We start from the raw sequence: 21,626 nt of genomic DNA on the forward strand, positions 1-21,626 counted from the left end.
AAGCACCGCATGCTGTATATGAAGAACGTGTCGACCCACTACGGGAAGATTCAGGCGCTGCATGACGTCAACCTTGAGGTGCGTCGCGGCGAAATCGTTACCCTGATCGGCGCCAACGGCGCCGGCAAGACCACCCTGCTGATGACCCTGTGCGGCGACCCGCGAGCCACCACCGGCAGCATTCGCTACGAAGGCGACGAGCTGACCGGCATGACCACAGCCGAAATCATGCGCAAGGATATTGCCATCGTGCCGGAAGGGCGCCGCGTGTTCTCGCGCCTGACGGTTGAGGAAAACCTCAGCATGGGCGCCTTTTTCAGCGACAAGGAGACACGTCAGGTGCAGCTCGATACCGTGCTGACGCTGTTCCCGCGGCTGAAGGAACGTTACCAGCAACGGGCCGGCACCATGTCCGGCGGCGAGCAACAAATGCTGGCGATCGGCCGGGCACTGATGAGCAAACCGCGGCTGTTGCTGCTGGATGAGCCGTCACTGGGCCTGGCACCGATCATCATTCAGCAGATCTTCGATATCATCGAGCAACTGCGCCAACAGGGTGTCACCGTCTTCCTGGTTGAGCAGAACGCCAACCAGGCGCTCAAACTGGCGGACCGTGGCTACGTGATGGAGCACGGCCATATCGTGCTGGAAGACACCGGCGAGGCGCTGCTGGCCAATCCGGATGTGCGCAAGGCCTACCTCGGCGGCTGATCTCGGCCAGCTCACTCCGCAGGCTATCAGGGCGCGATGATCGCCCCCTGATAGCCGCATCCGCGCTGCTGCTCGCCATTGACCGTCAGTGTTGCCCGCAGGTGAAAGTAATCACCGGTAACCGGATCCTGACAGGCCTGCGGATACAACCACAGCTCGACCTGATGATCCGACGGCGTGGCTGCATTCAGCGCGCCGTCCGGCAACTGTTCAATCACCACCGAGCGCGCCGGATAAGTCAGATTTCCATCAGATCGCACCAGCCCTGCTGGCGACAGCCAGGCCTGCCAGGCAGGTTGATAGCCCAATGCGACCCACTGCGCGGAGTCCGCGCTGTCATCACTGCAACCACGTCCGTGCGACTGCATTCGCAGCACCTGCTCCGGGTGCAGCCGGCCATGCCGGTCAATCTCACCTATCAGATCGGTGAAGATGGCGATCTGCCCCGGCTGACTGGCCAATTGATAAATCCCGTCCAGCATCTGCGACTCTGTCAATGCCATGACCCGCTCACTCCCGCACTCACGCAGCACGAAGCCATCGGTGGTGCGCTCCAGCAAGCCACTGACGCGCTGCGGCTCGCCACTCCAGAAACCCTGCATCACGCTACAGCCACTCAAAAGCAGTGGCGCCAGCAGCGCCGCCCTACCCCAGCGAATCGGACTCAATCTGTGAACTCCTTTGCGTTAAGCGGACTCAGGTCTGAATCATGACATACGGGAGATCACAAACCAGCAAGCCAGTGGTAATCTGTGCCGCATCAACCCGCTTGCGATACGCGCAAGCGCATTTGGTTCCCGACCCGCGTGTGGATAGATAACAATGAAGCTGCTTTCTGCCATTTCACTTGGAAGTGTTCTGCTCCTGCTGACCGCCTGCTCAAGCACCAAAGCTACTCCACCGCCACCTCCTGCACCAAAGCCGGTTACCCCCTGGACTCACCTGCACCTCGACGAACTGCGCGCCATCGCCGCCGAGGAGCGCTACGAACTTGAGCACGAGGGTGACAATGTGCGCCTGATCATTCCGGTCAATGGCAACTTCCACCCCAAGCGCACCCTGCTGCTGCCCTCCGGCCTGGTTCCACTGTCGCGGGTCGCGAAGCTGTTGCGCGGCGCCACCGACAGTCACATCCAGGTGACCGGCTACAGCGACAGCGTGGGCGACGACACCATCAACCAGCGCCTTAGCCTGGAACGCGCACAGGCGGTAGCCAGCGTACTGCAGCTCGGCGGCGTCAGCCGCAACAACATGGAGCTGATCAGCCTCGGCGAGGCCGACCCGCGGGCCGACAACGCCACCGCCGCCGGTCGCGAGCAAAACCGCCGTGTGGTCATCAATATAACCCCGCGGATCCCTGCCTCCAGCGTTGCCCTGGCGCCCTGAATCCGATCCGGGCGGGCCGCTACGGCCCGCCCACTCCCGACCACCTGTGCCCTGCAGGTCGGATTCCTCTGCTAAACTGGCCGGCTAACGTCGGATAGCCCGACGTACTCCCTTTGCTGTCAGAGACCACCCAATGCCTACACCCGTACAACCCCGGGCGAGCGCCCTGTTGCCCCTGTTGCTGTTCCTGCTGATCTTCCTCGGCAGCGGCATCTATTACAGCCTCGCAGGGACCGACTTCGCCTTCTACCAGATCAAGGCACCCGTCGCGATCCTGCCTGCCATTATCCTGGGCCTGCTGCTGGCCAAGCCCAGCTACCGCGAGAATCTGCAGACCTTTATCGACGGTATCGGTGATCGCAACATCATCACCATGGCGCTGGTATTCCTGCTGGCCGGCGCGTTTTCCAGTGTCACCAAGGCGATCGGCGGCGTTGATGCAACCGTCAACATGGGCCTGAGCATCTTGCCGCCCAGCCTGATCCTGCCCGGCCTGTTCATGATTGCCGTGTTCATTTCCACTGCCATGGGCACCTCAATGGGCACCATCGGCGCGCTGGTCCCCATCGCACTTGGTTTTGCCGAGGCCACTGGCCTGTCGATTCCGCTGGCCGTAGGCGCCGTGATTGGTGGCGCCATGGCCGGGGACAACCTGTCGATCATCTCCGACACCACTATCGCAGCTACCCGCACCCAGGGCGTCGGCATGCGCGACAAGTTCCGCCTGAACCTGATTATTGCCCTGCCGGCGATGGCAGTCACCCTGGTGGTGCTGTTTATTGTCGGTGACGCCCACGGCGCCGCCGCAGCAGAAGACTTCAATCCCTGGCTGGTCGTGCCCTACCTGAGCGTGCTGGTGCTGGCACTCTGCGGTCTGGACGTGATGATCGTGCTGATGACTGGCGTTATTCTCTCCGGTGTGACCGGTATGCTGATCAAGCCCGACTACGCACTGGCCAGCTACGGCAACGACATTTACCAGGGCTTCGCCGGGATGCTGGAAATCACCATTTTGTCGATGCTGATTGGCGGCCTGTCGGCCATCATGAAGCAGGAAGGCGGACTGGACTGGCTGCGCGAGCGCATTCAGGCGCTGACCTCACGCTCTGCGGGCCGTCGCAGTGGAGAAACCGGGATCGCCGGATTGGTCAGTCTGACCAACCTGTTTGTAGCCAACAACACCGTCGCCATCATCATCAGCGGCAGCGTAGCGAAGGATCTGGCCAGCCATTACCAGGTCGATCCGCGCCGCAGCGCCAGTCTGCTGGATATCTTCTCCTGCGTGATTCAGGGTCTGATTCCCTACGGTGCCCAGATACTGCTGGCCGGATCACTGGCCGCGCTGTCACCGATGGTGCTGATCACCCAGGTTCACTACTGCTGGCTGTTGGGTGTAATGGCGGTACTGGCTATTGTCTTCGGACTGCCGCGGCTGAAGACCGCGGCAACCTCGTAGGGACGCGACATGTCGCGTCCGTGCGATTGCTGGAGCACTGCGAATTGGCACGGTCACGGCATGCCGTGACCCTACGCAGAGGTTGGGGTAAGACGCGTGCGTGGAGCGCGGCATGCCGTCCGGAGTCGAGATCGACCGGAGCGATCCAGCTACGAGATACTCCAAAGGCCTTTCGGACACAGCATGCTGTGCCCCTTGTATGTTGACCGTTGTCCCTGTGACCATGGTCCCCGACTGATCATCGGGTGGCAGGTGACAGGCCGGTGTGCCCCTGAAGCCTCAAGAGCTTGGTTCGTAGATGGGCCGTCACCTGCCAACACACTCAGACAGTTCGAACGGTATCTGGTGCCAGCGCTAAGCGCCTGAGCACGTATTCGCAAGGTAGAACAGAGTGTGGTGACGATCGCCTGCCAACAGAACCGGAGGCCCCATGACCTGCGTTATCGGAATCGACATTGCCAAGCACACCTTCGATATTGCCAAGCCACTGGAGCGCGATAAATACCGCACCAAGGCCAAGCTGGCGAACACCCTAGAAGGATTCAAGCAACTGGAGCAGTGGCTAGAGAAACACGCCGAACCGAATTGCTGGGTGCTGATGGAAGCGACCAGCGTGTACCACGAAGCATTGGCGACGCATCTGCATCATCAAGGCTACCAGGTCTGCGTCATTAACCCCGCCCGCATCGCCAAGTACGCGCAAAGCGAGCTGCGCCGGGTTAAAACCGACAAGACCGATGCCAAGCTGATCGCCCGCTACGCGCAGCGTCATCTGGAAGATCTACGCCCTTGGGAGCCCGAACCAGAGGGCATTCGTCAGCTGCGTGGTCTGGTACGCCGGCTTGCTGATCTTAAGGAGTTGGCGCAGATGGAACGCAACCGTCTGGACGTCAGTGCTGAATCCGCACAGGCCTCCATCCGCATTCATCTGGAGCACCTGAATGGTCAGATAGCACTGATCAGCAAGGCCATTAACGATCACATCGACAATGACCCGGACCTACGCAAGCAGAAGCAGTTAATGAAGACCATTGATGGTGTCAGTGATGGCACTGCCGCCACACTGCTGGCGGAGCTGGGCAGCCCCCTGCGATTCGACAGCGCAAGGCAGCTGGCAGCGTTCTGTGGTCTGAATCCGCGTTTGCAGGAATCCGGGATATACCGAGGCAAGTCGACCATCTCGCGCACCGGGTCAGGTCGGTTGCGCGCAGCGCTATACATGCCAGCCCTCTCGGCGATGACCTACAACCCGGTCATCAAGGCGATGAAAGTGAGGCTGGCTGAACGCGGCAAAACAGGTCGGCTGGCCGTGTGCGCCGCTATGCGCAAGCTGCTGCATATAATCTATGGCGTGCTGAAATCAGGTCAGCCGTTCGACCCGATCAGGGCGCTTGCACACTGATCGGGAAGACGGTATCTACTGCTCCCAGGGTTCCCCGCGGGTGCGGGGTTCGCGGCGCAGCTTTTCATGCATGGCAGCCTTGGCCAGCATATTGGCACTGACCGGCGCAGTCAGGAACAAAAAGAAGGTAATCAACAGTTCATGCAGACTGATGCTGCCGCTCTGGGCACTGAAGTAGACCATGGATCCCAGTACCAGCGCCCCGACACCCAGGGTCGAAGCCTTGGTCGGGCCATGCAGGCGCATGAAGAAATCAGGCAGCTTGAACAGGCCGATGGCGCCGACAAGGGCAAATACGCTGCCGATCAGCACCAGTGCGGCAACCAGCCATTCAACCCAGCTCGCGTCACTCATGTCCCTCTCCTATTCGATGATATTGCCACGCAGCAAATGCTTGGCGATGGCCACTGTACTGACAAACCCCATGACCGCGATCAGCAGTGCGGCCTCGAAAAACAGGTTGGAGTCCAGATACAGACCCAGCAGCATGATCAACGCGATAGCGTTGATATACAGCGTATCGAGCGCCAGTATCCGGTCCGGCAGATCCGGGCCCTTGATCAGACGGGCAAAGGTCAGCAGCAGCGCTGCGGTGATGATGCCCAGACAGAGCAGAACTACGGTGTCGAGCATTCGAAAATCTCCCGAATGGGTTCTTCATAGCGCTGACGAATGTGGTCAATCAGCGCCTGTTCATCGCCCACATCCAGACCATGAATCAGCAGCGTGCTGCGATCAGGACTGATATCGGCCGATACCGTCCCCGGTGTCAGCGAAATGGTGCTGGCCAGCACACTGATCGAAAAGTCCTGCTGCAACTGCAGCGGATAATGAACGAAGGCTGGCCGCAGTCGACGGCGCGAGCCGAGAATCAGCCTGGCGACCTGCAGGTTCGCCAGCACGATGTCACTGAGCACCCGGCAGGCAAAAATCAGCAAACGACCAAAGCGCAGCCGATGCGGTGACCGCGGCCAGAAGACATGGGTCAACCAGGGAATAAGGGTGGCCAGCACGGCCGCCATGATGACGTTGCCAACCGATACCGAGTTCATCAGCAGCAGCCAGCCTATCAGCAGAGACACACTGAGCCAGGGGTGCGGAAACACGCGATCAGGTCGCTTCATTGGGCGCCTCCGGCAATGGGTTGCAGCGACAATACCGCGTCGATATACAACTGCGGCATGAGCAGTTGCTCTGCGGTCTGCGCCAGGTAAGACAACAGCGGCCCGGCCATCACCACCAACGCGGGGCTTGCAGCGAGCAGCAAGAGCACCGCACCCATGCGCGCGCCATCGACCGGCTCACCTGTGGCGGCCTGATCGGATTGACGCCAGAACAGGGTGCTGCCTGCCCGGCTCAAGGCAACCAGTCCGAGTAGTCCGCTACCCAGCACCAGGGTGTAAAGCCAGGCGGCAGTGACACCCTGCCCTGCCGAGCCGAGCAGCAACAGCTTGCCGAGGAAACCGGACAGCGGCGGCAAGCCAACGATGGACATGGCAATCAGGAAGAACACGCCTCCCAGCAGCATCGGATGCGGTAATTGCGGCCCGGCAATCAGCCTTGCCGAGAAACGCGGCCCGCGTACTCGCTGGAGGATACCGGTCAGCAGGAACAGGGCGCCGGTAATCCAGGTCGAGTGCATCAGGTAGAACAGAGTCGCCTGCAGCGACTCCGCCGTCCCGATCGCCAGCCCTGCCAGCATGGTGCCGACCGATACCACGACCAGATAGGCCGTCAGCGAACTCAGGGTGCTGGCGGCCAGCGCACCGATAGCACCGAGCAACAGGGTTACCAGAGCCAGCGGCCAAAGCCAGGACAGCGCCATATTGGCCAGCTCGCCGGCATCGGCCCCGAAAATCAGCGTATACACGCGCAGGATCGAGTACAGCCCCACCTTGGTCATGATCGCAAACAGCGCGGCAACCGGTGCACCCGCCGCCGCGTAGGCACGCGGCAACCAAAAGTAGAGTGGAAAGACCGCTGTCTTCAAACCGAACACCACCAGCAGCAGCATACCCGCCGCCCCGACCAGAGGCGCATCTGCCGGATCAAGCTCACGCACCCTGAGCGCCATGTCGGCCATGTTGAGCGTTCCGGTCACGCCGTACAGGGTTCCGACGGCGATCAGAAACAGCGCCGAGCCGGTCAGGTTCAGCAGCAGATAATGCAGGCCGGAGCGCACCCTAGCCGACCCCGCGCCATGCAGCAGCAGCGCGTAGGAGGAAATCAGCAGGACCTCGAAGAACACGAACAGGTTGAACAGATCGCCGGTCAGAAAGGCGCCGTTGATGCCCATCAGCTGAAACTGGAACAGCGGATGGAAATTGCGACCGGCGGCATCGTCACCACGCACCGCATAGATAATGGCTGCGGCGGCAAGTATTGCCGTTACCAGCAGCAACAGGGCGCTCAGCCGGTCGACCACCAGCACGATACCGAACGGCGGCATCCAGTTACCGAGGGCGTAGACCCCGATACCCTGTCCGGCCTCGACTACCAGCATCGCCGCCAGCGGAATCTGCAGAAAGGTCGCCAGCAGTGACAGTGCCCGCTTGGTGTCCATGCTCGCGCCGAGCACCAGCAACAGTGCACCGGCAAACATCGGTACCAGTACGGGCAAAATTGGCAGGTGACTCATCAATGGTCCCCCTTGCCGTCAACGTGGTCGCTGTCGAGCTCGCCCTGCGCCCGCAGCGCCAGCACCAGCGCATAGGCCGTCATGGCAAAGCCGATGACGATTGCGGTCAGCACCAGCGCCTGCGGCAAGGGGTCTGCGTACACCTCTGCCTTGCCAAGCACCGCCGGCGCTGAATCACCGAGACGACCGGTGGCAAACAGATACAGATTCACCGCGTAACTCAGCAGTGCCAGCCCGACCACCACCGGAAAGGTGCGCGCCCGCAACATCAGGTAGACACCGCAACTGGTCAGCACTGCAAGGGTAATGGCATACAGCAGCTCCATCAGAAATCTCCTCCGACTACCCGCGACTGCGGCAATTTGCCAAGGTTTGCCAGGATCAGCAGTGTTGCGCCCACGACCGTAAGATACACACCAAGATCAAACAGCATTGCGGTCGCCAGCTCGATCTCACCGACCAGCGGAATATGGAAATGCCCGAAGCTGCTGGTCAGGAACGGATAGCCAAAGGCCCAGCTCCCCACCCCGGTAGCACCGGCGATCAGAACCCCGGCGCCTGCCAGCCAGTGGTAGTTAACCGGCCAGCGCTGGGCAGTCCAGGCCTCACCGCTGGCGACATACTGCAGGATCAGCGCGACCGCGGTAATCAGGCCTGCAATAAAGCCGCCACCCGGCAGGTTGTGTCCGCGCAGGAAGATGTACACCGAGATCATCAGCGCCAGCGGCAACAGGACGTGCGACAAATTAACCAGCATCAGCAGGTCACCACGCTGCGCCCAGGGCTTGCCGAGGCTGTCTGCACCGGGCACCCGCAGACGCAGACCATCGATCAGCGCATAGATGGCGATGGCTGCGATCGCCAGCACGGTGATCTCACCCATGGTATCGAAGCCACGGAAGTCGACCAGAATAACGTTCACCACATTGTGGCCACCGCCACCCGTCACGCTGTTGGCGAGGAAGAAGTCGGCGATGCTGTCGTAGGGACGGGTGAGCATGGCGAAGGCAAGCGCGCCCACCAGAGCGCCACACAGCAGCGCGATAATCAGGTCACGGCCACGGCGCAGGCCCGAGGACTCACGTGGGGTCCGCGCCGGCAAAAAGAACAGCGCCAGCATCAGCAGGACGATGGTGACCACCTCGACCGAGATCTGGGTCAACGCCAGATCCGGCGCGGCAAAGCGGGCAAATGCCAGCACCACACCCAGCCCCACCACACTGAGGGTCACCAGTGATACCAGCCGCAGGCGATGCCAGTACGCGGTAGCAACCGCACTCAACATGGTCAGCACGGCCCCGGCCAGGGTTACGCCGTCAACGGGGGTCATGGCAACCGGCCCCCGCAGCGCCGGCAGCTGGATCAGCCAGAAACCGGTCACCACCAGTGCGGCCAGCAACAGGCAGAGGAGGTAGCGTTGCAGCGAGGCATTTTCCAGCAGCAGGGTTATCTGACCCGCGCCCCGCACCAGACGCTGCACCGCCGCCTCAAATACCAGCTTGGCGTCCACATCCCGCTGGCGGGCATACCAGTCGAACAGCGGCCGACGCAGTGAATAGACCAGAATTCCCAGCACCATGGCCGCGAAGCTCATAAACAGAGGCAGGTTGAAGCCGTGCCAGATCGCCAGACTGTACTCCGGCAAGGCGTTACCCACCGTCGACTCCGCCGCTACCGCCAGCAGACCGGCAACCGTAAAGCCCGGCGCCAGACCGACCGCCAGACACATCACCACCAGAATTTCGACCGGTACGCGCATATAGCGCGGTGGCTCGTGTGGCGGATACTTGGGTAGATTCACCGGCTTGCCGTTGAAAAATACATCGTGCACGAAGCGCAGCGAATAGGCCACCGAAAACACCCCGCCCAGGGTCGCACCCAGCGGAATCAGCCAGCTCCAGTTGCCGAGCATGTGCTGCTCCAGCGTCTCGGTGAAGAACATCTCCTTGCTGAGAAAGCCGTTGAGCAGCGGCACACCGGCCATCGCCGAGGCGGCCACCATCGCCAGCACCGCAGTATGCGGCATGAAACGCAGCAGGCCATTGATACGCCGCATGTCACGGGTACCGGTCTCGTGATCGATAATCCCTGCGGCCATGAACAGCGAGGCCTTGAAGGTGGCGTGGTTGATGATATGAAACACCGCTGCGACAGCTGCCAGCCGCGTATCCAGACCAAACAGCAGGGTGATCAGGCCCAGATGACTGATTGTCGAATAGGCCAGCAGCCCCTTGAGGTCATGCTGGAACAACGCAGTACAAGCGCCCACCAGCAGCGTTGCCATACCGGCGCTGCTGACGATGTAGAACCACAGATCGGTGCCAGCGAGTGCCGGATAGAGGCGCGCCAGCAGAAACACCCCTGCCTTGACCATGGTTGCCGAGTGCAGATACGCCGACACCGGCGTTGGCGCCGCCATGGCGTGCGGCAGCCAGAAGTGGAACGGAAACTGTGCCGACTTGGTAAACACCCCGAGCAGCACCAGCACCAGAATCACCGGATAAAGGGCATGCTGACGAATCTGCTCGCCAGCGGCAAACACATCCGTCAGCTCGTAACTCCCGACAATCTGGCCCAGCAGGAGAATACCAGCCAACAGTGCCAGACCACCGGCGCCGGTAACAGCCAGCGCCATCCGCGCGCCCTTGCGCGCATCGGTAGAGTGCGACCAATAGCCGATCAGCAGGAAGGATGACAGGCTGGTCATTTCCCAGAACACCATCAGCAGCAACAGGTTTTCGGACAGCACCACGCCAAGCATGGCCGACATGAACAGCTGCAGATAACAGAAGAAACGGCCCATCGGGTCGTTTTTGGAGAGGTAGTAGCGGGCGTAGAGAATAACCAGCAGGCCGATACCCTGAATCATCAGGGCAAACAGGAAACTCAGGCCATCAAGCCGGAAACTGATATTCAGCCCCAGTTCGCTCAGCCAGGGCCGCGACTGGATCAGAGTTTGCCCGGCGAATACCGCATCGGCATGCCGCCAGAGCAATGCCAGACCGATGACCGGTGCAACCATGGCCATCGTGGCACAAAGAGAACGCCCTTGATTCTTGAACAGCAGTGGAAGCAGGCTGCCAAGCAGCGGGAGGATGACGATCAGCGCCAGGGTCATGCAGGACTTACTCCTTATATGGCCATTGCGGCTCCCGTTCCAGCAATACCGCAACTACGGAATGGGCATGGTCAGGAGGCGCACGTCATTATAGGGGCAAGCTGCCATCGCCGAGCAACGCAAGCAGCTGAATCCGTTACAAAATGCGTAACAACGCTATGGCAGCAGCGCCCTGGCTGCTGCCATTCCGGTTCCATGCGCGTTACTTGACGACCCGGGACTGACCATTCACCGACATGATGCGCACGCGATCACCCGGGGCAAAATTAACCCCTTCAACCACTTCCTGAACGTAGGCACGAGTATAGCCACCATCTTCGTTAACGATAATTTCCACGCCCTGAGTACGGGTAATCCCCTCCTCGGCTGCCGCACCGGCCATGCCGCCAGCCACTGCGCCGACAATAGCGGCAATCGCGCTGCCACGACCGCCACCCACCGAGCTGCCGGCGACACCACCGATGGCCGCCCCTGCGGCTGGGCCAATCACGGTCTTGGTACCTTCAATCTGCACCAGACGCACCGATTCCACTGTCCCCATACGCACGGTCTGCGGCGCCCGCGCATCATCCCGACTGTAAACATCGCCGCTCAGCGAAGATGCACAGCCGCCCAATGCCAGCAGGGCACCGAGCATCAGAGTCACCACATACCGATTTTTCATATCGTCACCTCAATTGGTCCGCCTTGCATCAAGGCCCGTTTCACAAGGGTGCGCGCAGTCTCGCAGAGAGGCAATACCGACCACCGGAGGTGGTAACCGTTGATCGGATTTTGAACAGATCGAGTCGAATTTAATCGCCTCTTGGCATAACATCTGCGGCGCTTATTAATAGACGAGCCCACTCCGGCGCGTCGTTACATTCCTTTTGCGTTTCGTCGTAACCAACAAAAAAGCCAATAGAACCTGGTTGCCCGAATCCGAGACACCGGAGGTTCTGCCATGTTCCCGCTGCAGGCAGCTTGGTTGTATTACCTTGAAAACCCGGCGCTGGTCCTCAACGGCCTGGCCCTGTTCTTCGCCGTCAATGGCAGCTGGCTGTGGATTGCGACCCAACTGCGCAGCAGCCTCGGCCGCCAGCGCCTGGCGACCCTGCCACCCAGCGAAACCGACATCAGCCAGCAACGCGATCAGCGCATCAATCGCCTGTTCTACAGCGTCGGCACCGTCTGCCTCAGCCTGGCCCTGCTCCTCAGTCTGGTCAGCACCCGCGTCTGAACCTGACCTCGATCAGACGCCGGCCGATTCCTCGATCACCCGCAAGCGACTGCGCACCGGGTTAGCGTACTGCAGCAGCCAGAATGGCCGCTGCGCCTCGGGTAACGCCGACAACCGTGCTGCAAAACGCTGTTCCTCGGCCGCCAGCTCGCTGGCTGTGTAGTCCGTACGCCAGTTCGACAGCGCCGTTGGCACCTGTTCGCCTGAGTGCTCAAATGCCAGAAAGTTGCTCGGATAGAGGCGATACTGACCCAGAATCTGCCGATCCACTGCCGCAGCTACCTGTCTGGCATCGTCAAAGGCCTCCGTCAGCGGCTTGCCAAACGCCACATGCACCCGCCCCTTGTAGCCCGTCAGGCCCATGGCAATGGAGCGGTCATCCTCGCCCGGCTCCTTGCTGTAACTGCCAGCATGCGCACGCTGCTCCAGCTCGCGCGCTTTCATGCCGTCACACGGATCCCATTCGTAGGAAATCGATACCGGTACCATGCTCAGCGAGCGAATCACATCCGCAACAGCTTCGGCCTTGCGGCTCATGCAGAACATCTTGATGATCGCCGAATCGGTTTCATCCAGACCGTCCTTCGCTCGCCCCTCCGCCTGAGCAATCCAGATCGACTGCCCCTCGGCAATCGAGTGGCTGATATAGGCAGACAGGGTCTGGTAAGCCTGCAGCTTCTCGCGCCGACCGGTCAGTGAGCGGTGCACGATAAAGCTCTTGTTCAGGCGCATCAGATCGGCAACGAAGGGCCGCTGCAGCAGATTATCTCCAATCGCAATACGTGGCGTCGGGTGCCCCGCGTGGTAAAGCGCATAATTGACAAACGCCGGATCCATCACGATGTCACGATGATTGGCGATAAACAGGTGGGGCTGATCGCTGCGCAGGTTATCCAGGCCACTGTAGGTGACAGCCAGTGTGCTGCTTTCTATCAGGCGATCCAGATAGGGTTCCAGCCTGTGCTGAAGATCATCAACCGATTCGACGCCACGGGCCTCGCGTCCGAGCGCCAGTTGCACCAGCGACCGGGCAACACCCGGTAGCCAGCGATTGAGGCGCGGGAAGCGGTAGCCAGCCAGCATGCGCATCAGTTCCTGATCAGACAGCAGACGCTCCAGCACAGCTGGCACTTCGGCATCGTTGTAGGGGCGAATGCCCTCGAACTCGCTCATGTCACCCTCAGAGTCTTGTCGTCAGCCGGGCATTATGCGTTGCCCACCGTGGTTTCGCCAGATTGACGATGCAGCTACACTGCATGTCACATACAAGACGTACGGGGACTTTACGGTGCAGGCACTGGAAGAAGCGAATCTGGTCTGCCCTCACTGCGGCGAACCCATCACCCTGCTGCTTGACCTGAGCGGTGGAGCCCAATCCTATACCGAGGACTGTCAGGTCTGCTGCCAGCCAATCCACGTCAGCCTGTGGATCGACGACGCAGGCGACGACTATCACGTCGACCTGCGCCGCGAGCAGGACTGAGCATGCAGCGTATCTACCGTCCCGCCGACATGGCGGAGGCCAGCTTGCTGACCGCCGTACTGGCCGACCATCACATCCGCAGCCACATCAGCGGCGGCTATCTGCAGGGGGCCATTGGCGATCTGCCAGTGCATGACCTGCTTGGCCTGTGGGTTGAAGACGAAGACGTCGATCGCAGTACCGAGCTGATCCATGCCTATCTCCAGGCAAGCCCCATCAACGAAGAAGACAGCGAGCTACCCCAGCCATGAGCGGTCGCCTGGCCCAGTTCAATCAGCCCCATACCACAATGCCCGACGACTGGAAGCCACAGTGGAATATTGCCCCTGGCAAACCGTTGCTGATTCTGCGCAAGACAGCAGGCCAGCTGGAGTGCGCCTCTGTCCTGTGGAACCTGACGCCGGGCTGGCTAAAGGACCTCAGCCGGGCCAGTTTTTCGGCCCGGGCTGAATACCTGCACGAAAAACCCATGTTCCGGCAGGCCTTCGCCCAGCGGCGCTGCATCCTGCCCGTCGACGGCTATTTCCTCTGGCTGCAGCAGGGGCAACGCAAGCAACCCTGGTATCTGCGGCGCAAGGAAGGCGGGCTGGCACTGGCGGGTATCTGGGAACGCTACCAGCTGGATGACGGTCAGTACTGGGACAGTTGCGCGCTGATCACCGTACCTGCCAAAGGCCTGGCAAACCGGCTTGGCGACCGTATGCCGGCAGCCCTGAACAGCGCGGAGCAAGCCATATGGCTGGCCGAGAGCACGGCGGTGACGGCCCTGCAGCCATTGTTGCTGAATGCCGACAGCCGTATCGAGATGGCCTACCCTGTCAGCACAGCAGTCAGCAACCCGGCTACCCAGGGGCCGCATTGCTGCAGCCCCGCAGGTCCGGCTCAAACCTTGAACTGATTGATCAGACGGCGCTGATGCTCTGCCAGCTTGGTCAGTGACGCACTGGCCTGTGAGGCCTCATCGGCACCCTTGGCCACATCCTTGGCGACCGTGTCGATGGTCATGACGTTGCGATTGATATCCTCGGCAACCGCACTCTGCTCCTCGGCGGCACTCGCGATCTGATTGTTCATGTCATTGATCACCGATACTGCCTGGGTAATCGAGGTCAAGGCTGCATCCGCCTCCTCCGCCTGCAGTACGCTCTGATCGGTGCGGGCACGGCTTTGCTCCATCACCTTGACGGTCTCGCGGGTTCCATTCTGCAGCTGCTCGATCATATGCTGAATTTCTTCGGTCGAGCTCTGGGTTTTCTGCGCCAGGTTACGAACCTCATCGGCAACCACCGCAAAGCCGCGACCCTGCTCACCGGCGCGAGCCGCTTCGATGGCCGCATTCAGCGCCAGCAGGTTGGTTTGTTCTGCAATACCGCGAATGGTGTCCAGAATACCGGTGATATTTTCGCTGTCGCGTGCCAGTGCCTGCACGCTGTCGACCGCACGCTGAATATCCTGCGAGAGGTTCTGAATGGTTTCGGACGTTGCCCGCACCACCTCACGTCCGTGCGAAGCGGAACCGTCGGCATTTTGAGCCGCGCTGGCCGCCTGCGAGGCGTTACGTGCAACATCTTGTGCGGTCGCAGTCATTTCTGTCACGGCCGTCGCGACCAGATCAATCTCGCTGAGTTGACGCTGTACCCCGTCATTGGTCCGCAGCGCGATGTCGGCGGTGTGTTCCGAGGCATCGGTGACCTGCTGAACCGAACCGACAACCTCACGAATCATGCCCTGCAGCTTGTCGAGAAACGCATTGAAGCCCCGGGCGATATCACCCAGCTCATCCGCCCGCTCCACATTGAGACGCTTGGTCAGATCGCCTTCGCCCTTGGCAATATCGTCCAGCATGGCTACCAGCTGGCGCGCGGGCTTGGCCAGACCGTAAGCCAGCAACACCATCACACCGAGACCCGCCAGCGCAACCAGCAGGCCGATGCCGGTCAAAAGCATGGAGTCCTGTTGGCGCATGTCAGTCAGCTCGGTATCGAGCTGATTGAAGTCCTGCATGACCACCGCAAGCGGTAACTTGATAACCAGCGACCAACGCACATCTGTGCCCGGCAGCGTGACCGGCATGATCAACTGCAGATGATCCACACCTTCACTCTCGATCTGAAAAAGCGGCTCGTTGGACCTGCCCACAGCGGCAATGGCGTCCATTTCCATTTGATCAAGCACCAAAGAGGCATGATCGCCCGGCTTGGCACCCTCGCCCGTGAACGCAACCAGCCGCCCGGAAGCACTCACCAGAGCCTGCTCGCCCTGGCCGTCGTAGAGATCCTGATTGCTCTCATGCAGCATCTGCTGCAGAAACTCCATCGACAGATCGGCACCGGCGATACCCATGAACTCACCGTCGCTGACGATCGGCACGGTAAAGGAGGCAAGCAACACTGTCTTGCCGCCGACCTCATAAGGGGCTGGGTCAACTACACAGGGCTTCAGCGTTTCACGGGGGCAAAGATAATACTCGCCGGTACGCACGCCGTTTTCGAGGATGGTTTCATTCTCCATATCGCCGAGTGCTTCCAGCGACAGGCTGCCATCTTCGTTACGGAACCACATGGGCATGTAGCGCCCTGTGCCGTTGTAGCCGTCGGTTTCAACTCCCTCAAAAAAGCTGTCCAGGTTATCCAGCGAGTTTGGCTCCCAGCCGACGTAGGCATCCCACAGCTGCGGGCTTTGCTCCAGCGTCATGCGGATTACGCGGGTCATTTCCTCGCGCCCCATCATCAACGCCGGCATCCCGTCATCCTGAATCTGTCCCAACATCGAGTTGAGCTGCGCCAATTGCATGGCTACCGTCAGCGGATACTCCAGATAGCGACGAATACGCGCCTGTTCACCACCCGCTATCGCCATCACGCGGTCCCTGACCAGATCATCGATCAACACCCGCGACCGTTCCTGCACCAACGCCTGACTGCGTTCGGCGGAATAAACCGAGTAAAGCGTCATGACGCCAACAGCGATAAACAGACAGGCACCTGCCAGCACGGTAATGGAAAGCTGAATTGACCTGAATTTCATGAAATACCTCGACGTGGGAACGACAGAGCGGCGCAGGACACCGGTTCATCCGTAATATCGGCCACAGCATAAAAATCTGCAGCCCGTTGCATACAATTGTCCAAATACCGGTCCAATAACGTAATCTTTCACCGTTGAATGCCCGCGGGGCTGTTCCCCAGAGGCCTGCAACAATATTTTACGCCTGATGAGAGAATAGAGCATGAAGAGATCACGGGTACTGCTGCTGTCTGTCCTGTTCAGTCTTGCCGGCCTGAGCGCCTGCAACACGATGGAAGGGCTGGGCAAGGACATTCAGAAGGTCGGCGACAGCATCGAAGACGCTGCCAACCGATAACGCGGGGCCGGTGCTTCCAGGCGGAGCATCGGCCGAATTTCAACTTCGTTTTGCAAGGAAGAGCCCAATGCGACTGCGATTCACCCTTCTCCTGCCCGTTGTGCTGCTGGTTGGCTGTCAGAGCGTGCAGACCACTCAAGGCGGTAACGTCGGCGTCAACCGCACCCAGTATATGATGAGCGGCCTGTCCAGCGAGCAGGTCAACCAGATGGCTGCCGAATCGTACAACGAGACCCTGGCTGAAGCCAAAAAGCAGGGGCTGCTGAATACCAGCGCTGCCACCGTGCGCAGACTCAATGGTATCGCTGCCAAGCTGATCGCACAGGTCCCGCACTTCCGCCCCGATGCCAGCAGCTGGGACTGGGAAGTCAACCTGATCAAGGATGACCAGCTCAATGCCAGTTGCTCACCCGGCGGCAAGATTCTGTTCTACTCGGGAATTATCGATCGCCTTCAACTGACCGATGCCGAAATAGCCCAGATCATGGGGCACGAGATTGCCCACGCCCTGCGCGAGCATGGCCGCGAGGCTATTTCTCGAGCCTATGCCACCCAGATGGGCACCCAACTGGCCAGCGCCCTGCTGGGCCTGGGCGAAGGCGGAAGTCAGGCTGCTCAGATGGCGGTGCAATATGGCCTGACGCTGCCGAACAGTCGAGCCAACGAGAGCGAAGCCGATCTGATTGGCTTGGAGCTGGCCGCACGCGCCGGCTACGATCCGCAGGCTGCCGTGACTCTGTGGCAAAAAATGCAGGCCGCATCGCAGGGCGAGCCACCGGCATTCATGAGCACCCACCCCTCTTCCTCCGGCCGTATTGAGACACTGCGCTCTGCTGCTCCCCGCGTTCAGGGCCTGTACGAAGCTGCCAAGTAAGCAGATCCCGGCCGGCGAGCTTGCCCCGCCGGCCGGAATGCAGCGAATACGCTGGTCAATCCGTGCAAAACCGGTACAATTGCGCGCCGTTCGACCCCGAACGACATGGGTTCCCTCACCCCATCTGACAAAACGGCGAGTCAGCAGACTCGAATCGTAAAAAAGGACAGACCATGACCGTACTTACCTCCGGCATGCAGCGCCGCGCGCTCGCACTGCTGATCAGTTTTCACATTGCCATCATCATCGCCAGCAATTACCTGGTGCAGTTGCCGATCACCCTGTTCGGTTACCACACCACCTGGGGCGCCTTCAGCTTTCCGTTCATTTTCCTGGCTACCGATCTGACCGTTCGCCTGCTCGGCAAACAGGCTGCGCGCCGCGTTATTGCGCGCGTCATGCTGCCGGCGCTGGTTGCGTCCTATGTAGTGTCGGTGGTGTTTCAGGAAGGCAGCTACCGCGGCATCGACGCACTGCTGTCGTTCAATGACTTCGTGCTGCGCATTTCGCTGGCCAGTTTCGTTGCCTACGTGATCGGCCAGTTGCTGGACATCCAGGTATTCGACCGGCTGCGCCGTATCAAGGCCTGGTGGATCGCACCAAGCCTGTCGACCGTGCTGGGCAACCTGGCAGACACCTTCGCCTTCTTCTCGGTCGCCTTCTGGCACAGCAGCAATCCGTTCATGGCCGAGCACTGGGTCGAGATCGCTACCGTCGACTATGCCATCAAACTGCTCATCAGCATGCTGCTGTTCCTGCCGCTTTACGGCGTGCTGCTGCGCACCCTGATGAACCGCCTCGGCGGCCCGGCGACCTCAGCCGCCTGAGCGGTATCAGGACAACAACCCTGATACACCCAGCAAGAGCCCTGCTGCAGCACCAAGCAGCAGGGTCTGCAGCACCGTCCAGCCCCTCCCAAACAGCAGACCGGCCGCGATCAGCCCGATGCCCAGTGCCAGCCAGTCCGGCCCGGCAGTCTCGGCAGGCATGACAACGTGCCAGCCGAAAAATAGCGCCAGATTGACGATAACGCCCACAACAGCAGCACTTACGCCAGTCAGGGCGGCAGTCAGACGCAGTTCGCCACGGGTAGCTTCGATCAGCGGCGCACCGCCCAGCACAAACAGAAACGACGGCAGAAAGGTGAACCAGCAGACCAGCAGCGCCGCCAGCATGCCAGCAGCCAGCGCCTGATCAGCACCTAAAAATGCGCCCTGATAGCCACCAAGAAACGCGACAAACACCACCACCATGATCAAAGGCCCCGGGGTGCTTTCGCCCAGCGCCAGCCCGTCGATCATCTGCAGCGGCGAGAGCCAGCCGTATTGCAGTACAGCACCCTGATAAACATAGGGCAGCACAGCATAGGCCCCCCCGAAGGTCAGCAAGGCTGCCTTGGTAAAGAACCAGGCCATCTGGGTCAACGGCCCATGCCAGCCTTGCCATAACGTCAGCAGCCCCATCGGCAAGACCCAAAGCGCAGCTCCGATCAGCAGCAGCTTCGCCAAACGCCATGAGCTGAAGCGGGCATGTTCGGGTATCGGGCTGTGATCATTCAACAGCGCATCCCCGCCGCCATCAGACGGCGCGTGAGCCGCCGTAGAAGGCGAAAAGGCCGACGGCAGCAATCGCCCGCCAACGGTGCCAGCCAACGCCGCCGCCAGCACGATCAGAGGAAAAGGTAGCTGCAAGGCGAATATCGCTACGAAAGCGGCCAGCGCAATTGCCCAGAGCCAGCGGTTATGCAACACCCGACTGCCGATCCGCCAGGCCGCCTGAACAACCACGACCACCACCACCGGCTTGATCGCGTAGAACACCCCTGCAATCAGCGGCACGTCGCCATAAACCAGATACACCCAGGCCAGCAAGATCAGCAAACCCAGCGATGGCAGAATAAACAGCAGCCCAGCCACCACCCCACCCCAACTGCGATGCAGCAACCAGCCCAGATAGGTCGCCAACTGCTGCGCCTCCGGCCCGGGCAGCAGCATGCAGTAGTTCAGGGCGTGCAAAAAACGCCGCTCGGATAACCAGCGACGCCGGGAAACCAGCTCGTCATGCATCAATGCGATCTGCCCGGCAGGGCCACCGAAACTGATAAACCCCAGCTTCAGCCAAAAGCGAAATGCCTCTCGGCGACTCAGATCAGACGGGCCCGGAGGCAGGGTTTCAGATGAGGGGGCAGTTGCCATGACATACCTTCTGTAAGGACATCCGTAAGCCTCATGATGACAGGACAATATTTCACCCTTGCTGCAGGTCCTGCCAAATCCATATCAGAGTCCTCTGACGCTCAGGCCGACGCCCCTTGGCGCCCGGCAATCTCGCGCAGCGCCTGAACCAGATAATCCGGTTCCTGTGCCCCGGAAATCAGGTACTGGCCGTTGATCACGAAGGCCGGTACCGACGAGATACCCGCCTGCTGCCAGTGCGCCTCGTCGGCGCGAACAATGTCGGCGAACCTGTCACTGGTCAACACCTGCTCGGCCTCTGCCGCATCGAGCCCGGCGGCACACACGGCATCGAGCAGTACGTCCCTGTTGCTGACGTCCTTTGCTTCTCCGAAGTAGGCGTCGAACAGGGCCTGTTTCATCGCCGTCTGACGATCGTGCTCAGCCGCCCACTTCACCAAGCGGTGACCATCGAAGGTATTGGCGGTGTAGCGTTCCTGCATATGGGTGAAATTCAGCCCGAGACCGGTGGCGATACGAATCATGTCATCCTGCGCCGCCCGCACCTCGAACTCGTTACGACCGTACTTGCGGCACAGCGCCTCGACAATCGGCATCGGCCGCTGGGCCGGATCGGGATTGAGCTCGAAGGCGTGCCACTCCACCTTTGCTCCCACCTCGCCTTCCAGCGCCGCCAGAGCCTGCTCCAGGCGAGCATAGCCGATGGCGCACCAGGGACAGGCAATGTCGGAGACGATATCAATGGTCAGGTTCTGCATGGTGTTACTCACGATTGACTGGGTTTAACGGATGAGACTACACCATATACAGCGGGTTTCATCGGGCATCAGCCGCTGCTATAACTGCAAATAATCATCTTGCCGGTATCTGCCATGCTGCAACTGCGCCCCAACTGTGAATGCTGCGACCGCGACCTGCCCGCCGATGCATCCTATGCTCTGATCTGCAGCTTCGAATGCACCTTCTGCCACGACTGCGCGCAGCGCTTCGCAGGCTGCTGTCCGAACTGCGGCGGCAACCTGGTCACCCGCCCGACTCGCCCGGCACATCTACTTGAACGCTACCCGGCCAGCCGTGACCGGGTGCTCAAGCCACACATCCACTGATGAACGCCGGCGAGCTGCTCTCGCTGTTTCTTGCCCTGACGGTGCTGGCGGCGCTGCCCAGCAGCAGTGTGGCGCTGGTCGTTGTGCGCAGTGCCCGATACGGCGTTGGCCAGGGTGTTGCGGCAGCAATCGGCATCACCCTCGGCGATTTGCTGCTGGCCGCGCTGGCGCTGGCGGGCTGGCAGGTGGTAATCGACAGCCTGGGCGGGGTGTTCAACCTGCTGCGCTGGCTGGCAGCGGCCTACCTGATCTGGTTTGGCTGGTCCCTGTGGCGTCAACCGCATACAAAGCAGGCGTTGCCCATTTCGACCGGCAGCAGCTGGCACAGTCTGATCGCGGGGTTGCTGCTTACCCTCGGCGATATCAAGGCACTGATTTTCTACGCCAGCTTCCTGCCTCTGTTTGTAACCACACCACTGTCGTCCGGGGTAGCGCTGCAAGTACTGATTACCACCGCAGTGGCCTTGCTGCTGGTCAAGACACTCTATGCAGTGCTTGGCAGTCGCCTTGCCCTGCCCCGCCAGAGCCGGGGACTTCAACGTCTGGGGGGCGGGCTGCTGATTGGTTGCGGCCTGTATCTGGCAAGCCGTTGACCTACTGACCTGATATCAGGCTGCTGCGTACCTGCTTCACATTGCCCTGTTCCTCCCGGCGACCCGCCGGCCCGCCCTGGG

25 protein-coding genes are annotated in these 21,626 nt (G+C 60.7%); 13 read left to right on the top strand and 12 right to left on the bottom strand.

What is annotated here, in order from left to right; genetic code table 11:
• Positions 1-9: 9 nt before the first annotated feature.
• On the top strand, positions 10-711 hold the full coding sequence (locus tag ACZ5WQ_RS08575; protein ID WP_228247199.1) for an ABC transporter ATP-binding protein: 702 nt from the start codon (positions 10-12) through the stop codon (positions 709-711).
• Positions 712-737: 26 nt separating this feature from the next.
• On the opposite strand, the gene ACZ5WQ_RS08580 is transcribed toward ACZ5WQ_RS08575, so the two are convergent.
• Entirely contained in the window at positions 738-1,379 is a 642-nt protein-coding gene (locus ACZ5WQ_RS08580; RefSeq protein ID WP_338212809.1) for a hypothetical protein, read from the bottom strand.
• Positions 1,380-1,533: 154 nt separating this feature from the next.
• Here ACZ5WQ_RS08580 and ACZ5WQ_RS08585 point away from each other — a divergent pair, with 154 nt between their 5' ends.
• From ACZ5WQ_RS08585 to ACZ5WQ_RS08595, 3 genes are all read left to right on the top strand, one after another.
• The gene (locus tag ACZ5WQ_RS08585; RefSeq protein WP_088273539.1) at positions 1,534-2,097 is read left to right on the top strand and encodes an OmpA family protein; all 564 of its coding nucleotides are present in this window, start codon (positions 1,534-1,536) and stop codon (positions 2,095-2,097) included.
• Positions 2,098-2,230: 133 nt separating this feature from the next.
• Complete coding sequence (locus ACZ5WQ_RS08590; RefSeq protein WP_269686964.1) at positions 2,231-3,553, top strand: Na+/H+ antiporter NhaC family protein; 1,323 nt, start codon at positions 2,231-2,233, stop codon at positions 3,551-3,553.
• Between the two features lie 430 nt (positions 3,554-3,983).
• On the top strand, positions 3,984-4,955 hold the full coding sequence (locus ACZ5WQ_RS08595) for an IS110 family RNA-guided transposase (protein ID WP_464383577.1): 972 nt from the start codon (positions 3,984-3,986) through the stop codon (positions 4,953-4,955).
• Between the two features lie 15 nt (positions 4,956-4,970).
• Here the strand turns inward: ACZ5WQ_RS08595 and ACZ5WQ_RS08600 are convergent, their stop codons facing one another.
• From ACZ5WQ_RS08600 to ACZ5WQ_RS08630, 7 genes are all read right to left on the bottom strand, one after another.
• On the bottom strand, positions 4,971-5,309 hold the full coding sequence (locus ACZ5WQ_RS08600) for a Na+/H+ antiporter subunit G (RefSeq protein WP_338212810.1): 339 nt from the start codon (positions 5,307-5,309) through the stop codon (positions 4,971-4,973).
• 9 nt (positions 5,310-5,318) lie between these two features.
• Positions 5,319-5,588, bottom strand: coding sequence for a K+/H+ antiporter subunit F (locus tag ACZ5WQ_RS08605; protein WP_233048283.1), 270 nt, complete (start codon positions 5,586-5,588; stop codon positions 5,319-5,321).
• Positions 5,573-6,079 (bottom strand): Na+/H+ antiporter subunit E, encoded by a 507-nt coding sequence (locus tag ACZ5WQ_RS08610; RefSeq protein ID WP_285676398.1) that lies wholly within the window; start codon positions 6,077-6,079, stop codon positions 5,573-5,575. Before ACZ5WQ_RS08610 ends, ACZ5WQ_RS08605 begins: the two co-directional genes overlap by 16 nt.
• Positions 6,076-7,593 (bottom strand): monovalent cation/H+ antiporter subunit D, encoded by a 1,518-nt coding sequence (locus tag ACZ5WQ_RS08615; RefSeq protein ID WP_338212811.1) that lies wholly within the window; start codon positions 7,591-7,593, stop codon positions 6,076-6,078. The genes ACZ5WQ_RS08610 and ACZ5WQ_RS08615 overlap by 4 nt, the downstream gene beginning before the upstream one ends.
• Positions 7,593-7,919 carry a Na+/H+ antiporter subunit C gene (locus ACZ5WQ_RS08620; protein ID WP_464383578.1) on the bottom strand — a complete coding sequence of 109 codons (327 nt, stop codon included), beginning with the start codon at positions 7,917-7,919 and terminating at the stop codon, positions 7,593-7,595. Before ACZ5WQ_RS08620 ends, ACZ5WQ_RS08615 begins: the two co-directional genes overlap by 1 nt.
• A complete protein-coding gene (locus ACZ5WQ_RS08625) occupies positions 7,919-10,711 on the bottom strand; it encodes a monovalent cation/H+ antiporter subunit A (protein ID WP_335600547.1) in 2,793 nt (930 codons plus the stop codon). The genes ACZ5WQ_RS08620 and ACZ5WQ_RS08625 overlap by 1 nt, the downstream gene beginning before the upstream one ends.
• Before the next feature lie 202 nt (positions 10,712-10,913).
• Positions 10,914-11,375, bottom strand: coding sequence for a glycine zipper domain-containing protein (locus ACZ5WQ_RS08630; protein ID WP_228245329.1), 462 nt, complete (start codon positions 11,373-11,375; stop codon positions 10,914-10,916).
• A 279-nt stretch (positions 11,376-11,654) separates the two neighbouring features.
• Here ACZ5WQ_RS08630 and ACZ5WQ_RS08635 point away from each other — a divergent pair, with 279 nt between their 5' ends.
• Positions 11,655-11,930 carry a hypothetical protein gene (locus ACZ5WQ_RS08635; protein WP_233048287.1) on the top strand — a complete coding sequence of 92 codons (276 nt, stop codon included), beginning with the start codon at positions 11,655-11,657 and terminating at the stop codon, positions 11,928-11,930.
• A 12-nt stretch (positions 11,931-11,942) separates the two neighbouring features.
• Here the strand turns inward: ACZ5WQ_RS08635 and ACZ5WQ_RS08640 are convergent, their stop codons facing one another.
• On the bottom strand, positions 11,943-13,103 hold the full coding sequence (locus ACZ5WQ_RS08640; protein ID WP_285676401.1) for a 1-acyl-sn-glycerol-3-phosphate acyltransferase: 1,161 nt from the start codon (positions 13,101-13,103) through the stop codon (positions 11,943-11,945).
• Positions 13,104-13,218: 115 nt separating this feature from the next.
• Between ACZ5WQ_RS08640 and ACZ5WQ_RS08645 the strand changes: the two genes are divergently transcribed.
• Genes ACZ5WQ_RS08645 through ACZ5WQ_RS08655 form a run of 3 tightly spaced genes read left to right on the top strand, consistent with a single transcriptional unit; the run spans position 13,219 to position 14,311 of the window.
• Positions 13,219-13,413 carry a CPXCG motif-containing cysteine-rich protein gene (locus tag ACZ5WQ_RS08645; RefSeq protein ID WP_200818393.1) on the top strand — a complete coding sequence of 65 codons (195 nt, stop codon included), beginning with the start codon at positions 13,219-13,221 and terminating at the stop codon, positions 13,411-13,413.
• Positions 13,414-13,415: 2 nt separating this feature from the next.
• Complete coding sequence (locus ACZ5WQ_RS08650; RefSeq protein WP_228245321.1) at positions 13,416-13,664, top strand: putative signal transducing protein; 249 nt, start codon at positions 13,416-13,418, stop codon at positions 13,662-13,664.
• Positions 13,661-14,311, top strand: a complete 651-nt coding sequence (locus tag ACZ5WQ_RS08655) for an SOS response-associated peptidase (protein ID WP_233048289.1) — start codon at positions 13,661-13,663, stop codon at positions 14,309-14,311. The genes ACZ5WQ_RS08650 and ACZ5WQ_RS08655 overlap by 4 nt, the downstream gene beginning before the upstream one ends.
• Here the strand turns inward: ACZ5WQ_RS08655 and ACZ5WQ_RS08660 are convergent.
• Positions 14,296-16,440, bottom strand: a complete 2,145-nt coding sequence (locus tag ACZ5WQ_RS08660) for a methyl-accepting chemotaxis protein (protein WP_464383579.1) — start codon at positions 16,438-16,440, stop codon at positions 14,296-14,298. The genes ACZ5WQ_RS08655 and ACZ5WQ_RS08660 overlap by 16 nt on opposite strands.
• A 202-nt stretch (positions 16,441-16,642) precedes the next feature.
• On the opposite strand from ACZ5WQ_RS08660, the gene ACZ5WQ_RS08665 reads away from it, so the two are divergent.
• From ACZ5WQ_RS08665 to ACZ5WQ_RS08675, 3 genes are all read left to right on the top strand, one after another.
• Complete coding sequence (locus ACZ5WQ_RS08665; RefSeq protein ID WP_088273524.1) at positions 16,643-16,777, top strand: entericidin A/B family lipoprotein; 135 nt, start codon at positions 16,643-16,645, stop codon at positions 16,775-16,777.
• A 67-nt stretch (positions 16,778-16,844) separates the two neighbouring features.
• A complete protein-coding gene (locus tag ACZ5WQ_RS08670; protein WP_228245315.1) occupies positions 16,845-17,651 on the top strand; it encodes a M48 family metallopeptidase in 807 nt (268 codons plus the stop codon).
• Between the two features lie 173 nt (positions 17,652-17,824).
• Positions 17,825-18,478, top strand: coding sequence for a 7-cyano-7-deazaguanine/7-aminomethyl-7-deazaguanine transporter (locus tag ACZ5WQ_RS08675; RefSeq protein ID WP_228245313.1), 654 nt, complete (start codon positions 17,825-17,827; stop codon positions 18,476-18,478).
• 6 nt (positions 18,479-18,484) lie between these two features.
• Here the strand turns inward: ACZ5WQ_RS08675 and chrA are convergent, their stop codons facing one another.
• Positions 18,485-19,846 (bottom strand): chromate efflux transporter, encoded by a 1,362-nt coding sequence (gene chrA / locus ACZ5WQ_RS08680; protein WP_269686959.1) that lies wholly within the window; start codon positions 19,844-19,846, stop codon positions 18,485-18,487.
• A 101-nt stretch (positions 19,847-19,947) separates the two neighbouring features.
• Positions 19,948-20,604 (bottom strand): DsbA family oxidoreductase, encoded by a 657-nt coding sequence (locus tag ACZ5WQ_RS08685; RefSeq protein WP_269686958.1) that lies wholly within the window; start codon positions 20,602-20,604, stop codon positions 19,948-19,950.
• 114 nt (positions 20,605-20,718) lie between these two features.
• Here ACZ5WQ_RS08685 and ACZ5WQ_RS08690 point away from each other — a divergent pair, with 114 nt between their 5' ends.
• Both ACZ5WQ_RS08690 and ACZ5WQ_RS08695 read left to right on the top strand, forming a co-directional pair.
• On the top strand, positions 20,719-20,952 hold the full coding sequence (locus ACZ5WQ_RS08690) for a DUF1272 domain-containing protein (RefSeq protein ID WP_269686957.1): 234 nt from the start codon (positions 20,719-20,721) through the stop codon (positions 20,950-20,952).
• Entirely contained in the window at positions 20,952-21,545 is a 594-nt protein-coding gene (locus ACZ5WQ_RS08695; protein WP_269686956.1) for a LysE family translocator, read from the top strand. The genes ACZ5WQ_RS08690 and ACZ5WQ_RS08695 overlap by 1 nt, the downstream gene beginning before the upstream one ends.
• Positions 21,546-21,626: the final 81 nt, after the last annotated feature.

The sequence above is a fragment of the Halopseudomonas sp. T1L2 genome (genome assembly GCF_055397385.1).

Bases quoted from the DNA above. Each gene is read 5' to 3' on its own strand.
- ACZ5WQ_RS08575 (WP_228247199.1), top strand. From the start codon at position 10: ATGCTGTATATGAAGAACGTGTCGACCCACTACGGGAAGATTCAGGCG.
- ACZ5WQ_RS08585 (WP_088273539.1), top strand. From the start codon at position 1,534: ATGAAGCTGCTTTCTGCCATTTCACTTGGAAGTGTTCTGCTCCTGCTG.
- ACZ5WQ_RS08590 (WP_269686964.1), top strand. From the start codon at position 2,231: ATGCCTACACCCGTACAACCCCGGGCGAGCGCCCTGTTGCCCCTGTTG.
- ACZ5WQ_RS08595 (WP_464383577.1), top strand. From the start codon at position 3,984: ATGACCTGCGTTATCGGAATCGACATTGCCAAGCACACCTTCGATATT.
- ACZ5WQ_RS08600 (WP_338212810.1), bottom strand. From the start codon at position 5,309: ATGAGTGACGCGAGCTGGGTTGAATGGCTGGTTGCCGCACTGGTGCTG.
- ACZ5WQ_RS08605 (WP_233048283.1), bottom strand. From the start codon at position 5,588: ATGCTCGACACCGTAGTTCTGCTCTGTCTGGGCATCATCACCGCAGCG.
- ACZ5WQ_RS08610 (WP_285676398.1), bottom strand. From the start codon at position 6,079: ATGAAGCGACCTGATCGCGTGTTTCCGCACCCCTGGCTCAGTGTGTCT.
- ACZ5WQ_RS08615 (WP_338212811.1), bottom strand. From the start codon at position 7,593: ATGAGTCACCTGCCAATTTTGCCCGTACTGGTACCGATGTTTGCCGGT.
- ACZ5WQ_RS08620 (WP_464383578.1), bottom strand. From the start codon at position 7,919: ATGGAGCTGCTGTATGCCATTACCCTTGCAGTGCTGACCAGTTGCGGT.
- ACZ5WQ_RS08625 (WP_335600547.1), bottom strand. From the start codon at position 10,711: ATGACCCTGGCGCTGATCGTCATCCTCCCGCTGCTTGGCAGCCTGCTT.
- ACZ5WQ_RS08630 (WP_228245329.1), bottom strand. From the start codon at position 11,375: ATGAAAAATCGGTATGTGGTGACTCTGATGCTCGGTGCCCTGCTGGCA.
- ACZ5WQ_RS08635 (WP_233048287.1), top strand. From the start codon at position 11,655: ATGTTCCCGCTGCAGGCAGCTTGGTTGTATTACCTTGAAAACCCGGCG.
- ACZ5WQ_RS08640 (WP_285676401.1), bottom strand. From the start codon at position 13,103: ATGAGCGAGTTCGAGGGCATTCGCCCCTACAACGATGCCGAAGTGCCA.
- ACZ5WQ_RS08650 (WP_228245321.1), top strand. From the start codon at position 13,416: ATGCAGCGTATCTACCGTCCCGCCGACATGGCGGAGGCCAGCTTGCTG.
- ACZ5WQ_RS08655 (WP_233048289.1), top strand. From the start codon at position 13,661: ATGAGCGGTCGCCTGGCCCAGTTCAATCAGCCCCATACCACAATGCCC.
- ACZ5WQ_RS08660 (WP_464383579.1), bottom strand. From the start codon at position 16,440: ATGAAATTCAGGTCAATTCAGCTTTCCATTACCGTGCTGGCAGGTGCC.
- ACZ5WQ_RS08665 (WP_088273524.1), top strand. From the start codon at position 16,643: ATGAAGAGATCACGGGTACTGCTGCTGTCTGTCCTGTTCAGTCTTGCC.
- ACZ5WQ_RS08670 (WP_228245315.1), top strand. From the start codon at position 16,845: ATGCGACTGCGATTCACCCTTCTCCTGCCCGTTGTGCTGCTGGTTGGC.
- ACZ5WQ_RS08675 (WP_228245313.1), top strand. From the start codon at position 17,825: ATGACCGTACTTACCTCCGGCATGCAGCGCCGCGCGCTCGCACTGCTG.
- chrA (WP_269686959.1), bottom strand. From the start codon at position 19,846: ATGGCAACTGCCCCCTCATCTGAAACCCTGCCTCCGGGCCCGTCTGAT.
- ACZ5WQ_RS08685 (WP_269686958.1), bottom strand. From the start codon at position 20,604: ATGCAGAACCTGACCATTGATATCGTCTCCGACATTGCCTGTCCCTGG.
- ACZ5WQ_RS08690 (WP_269686957.1), top strand. From the start codon at position 20,719: ATGCTGCAACTGCGCCCCAACTGTGAATGCTGCGACCGCGACCTGCCC.
- ACZ5WQ_RS08695 (WP_269686956.1), top strand. From the start codon at position 20,952: ATGAACGCCGGCGAGCTGCTCTCGCTGTTTCTTGCCCTGACGGTGCTG.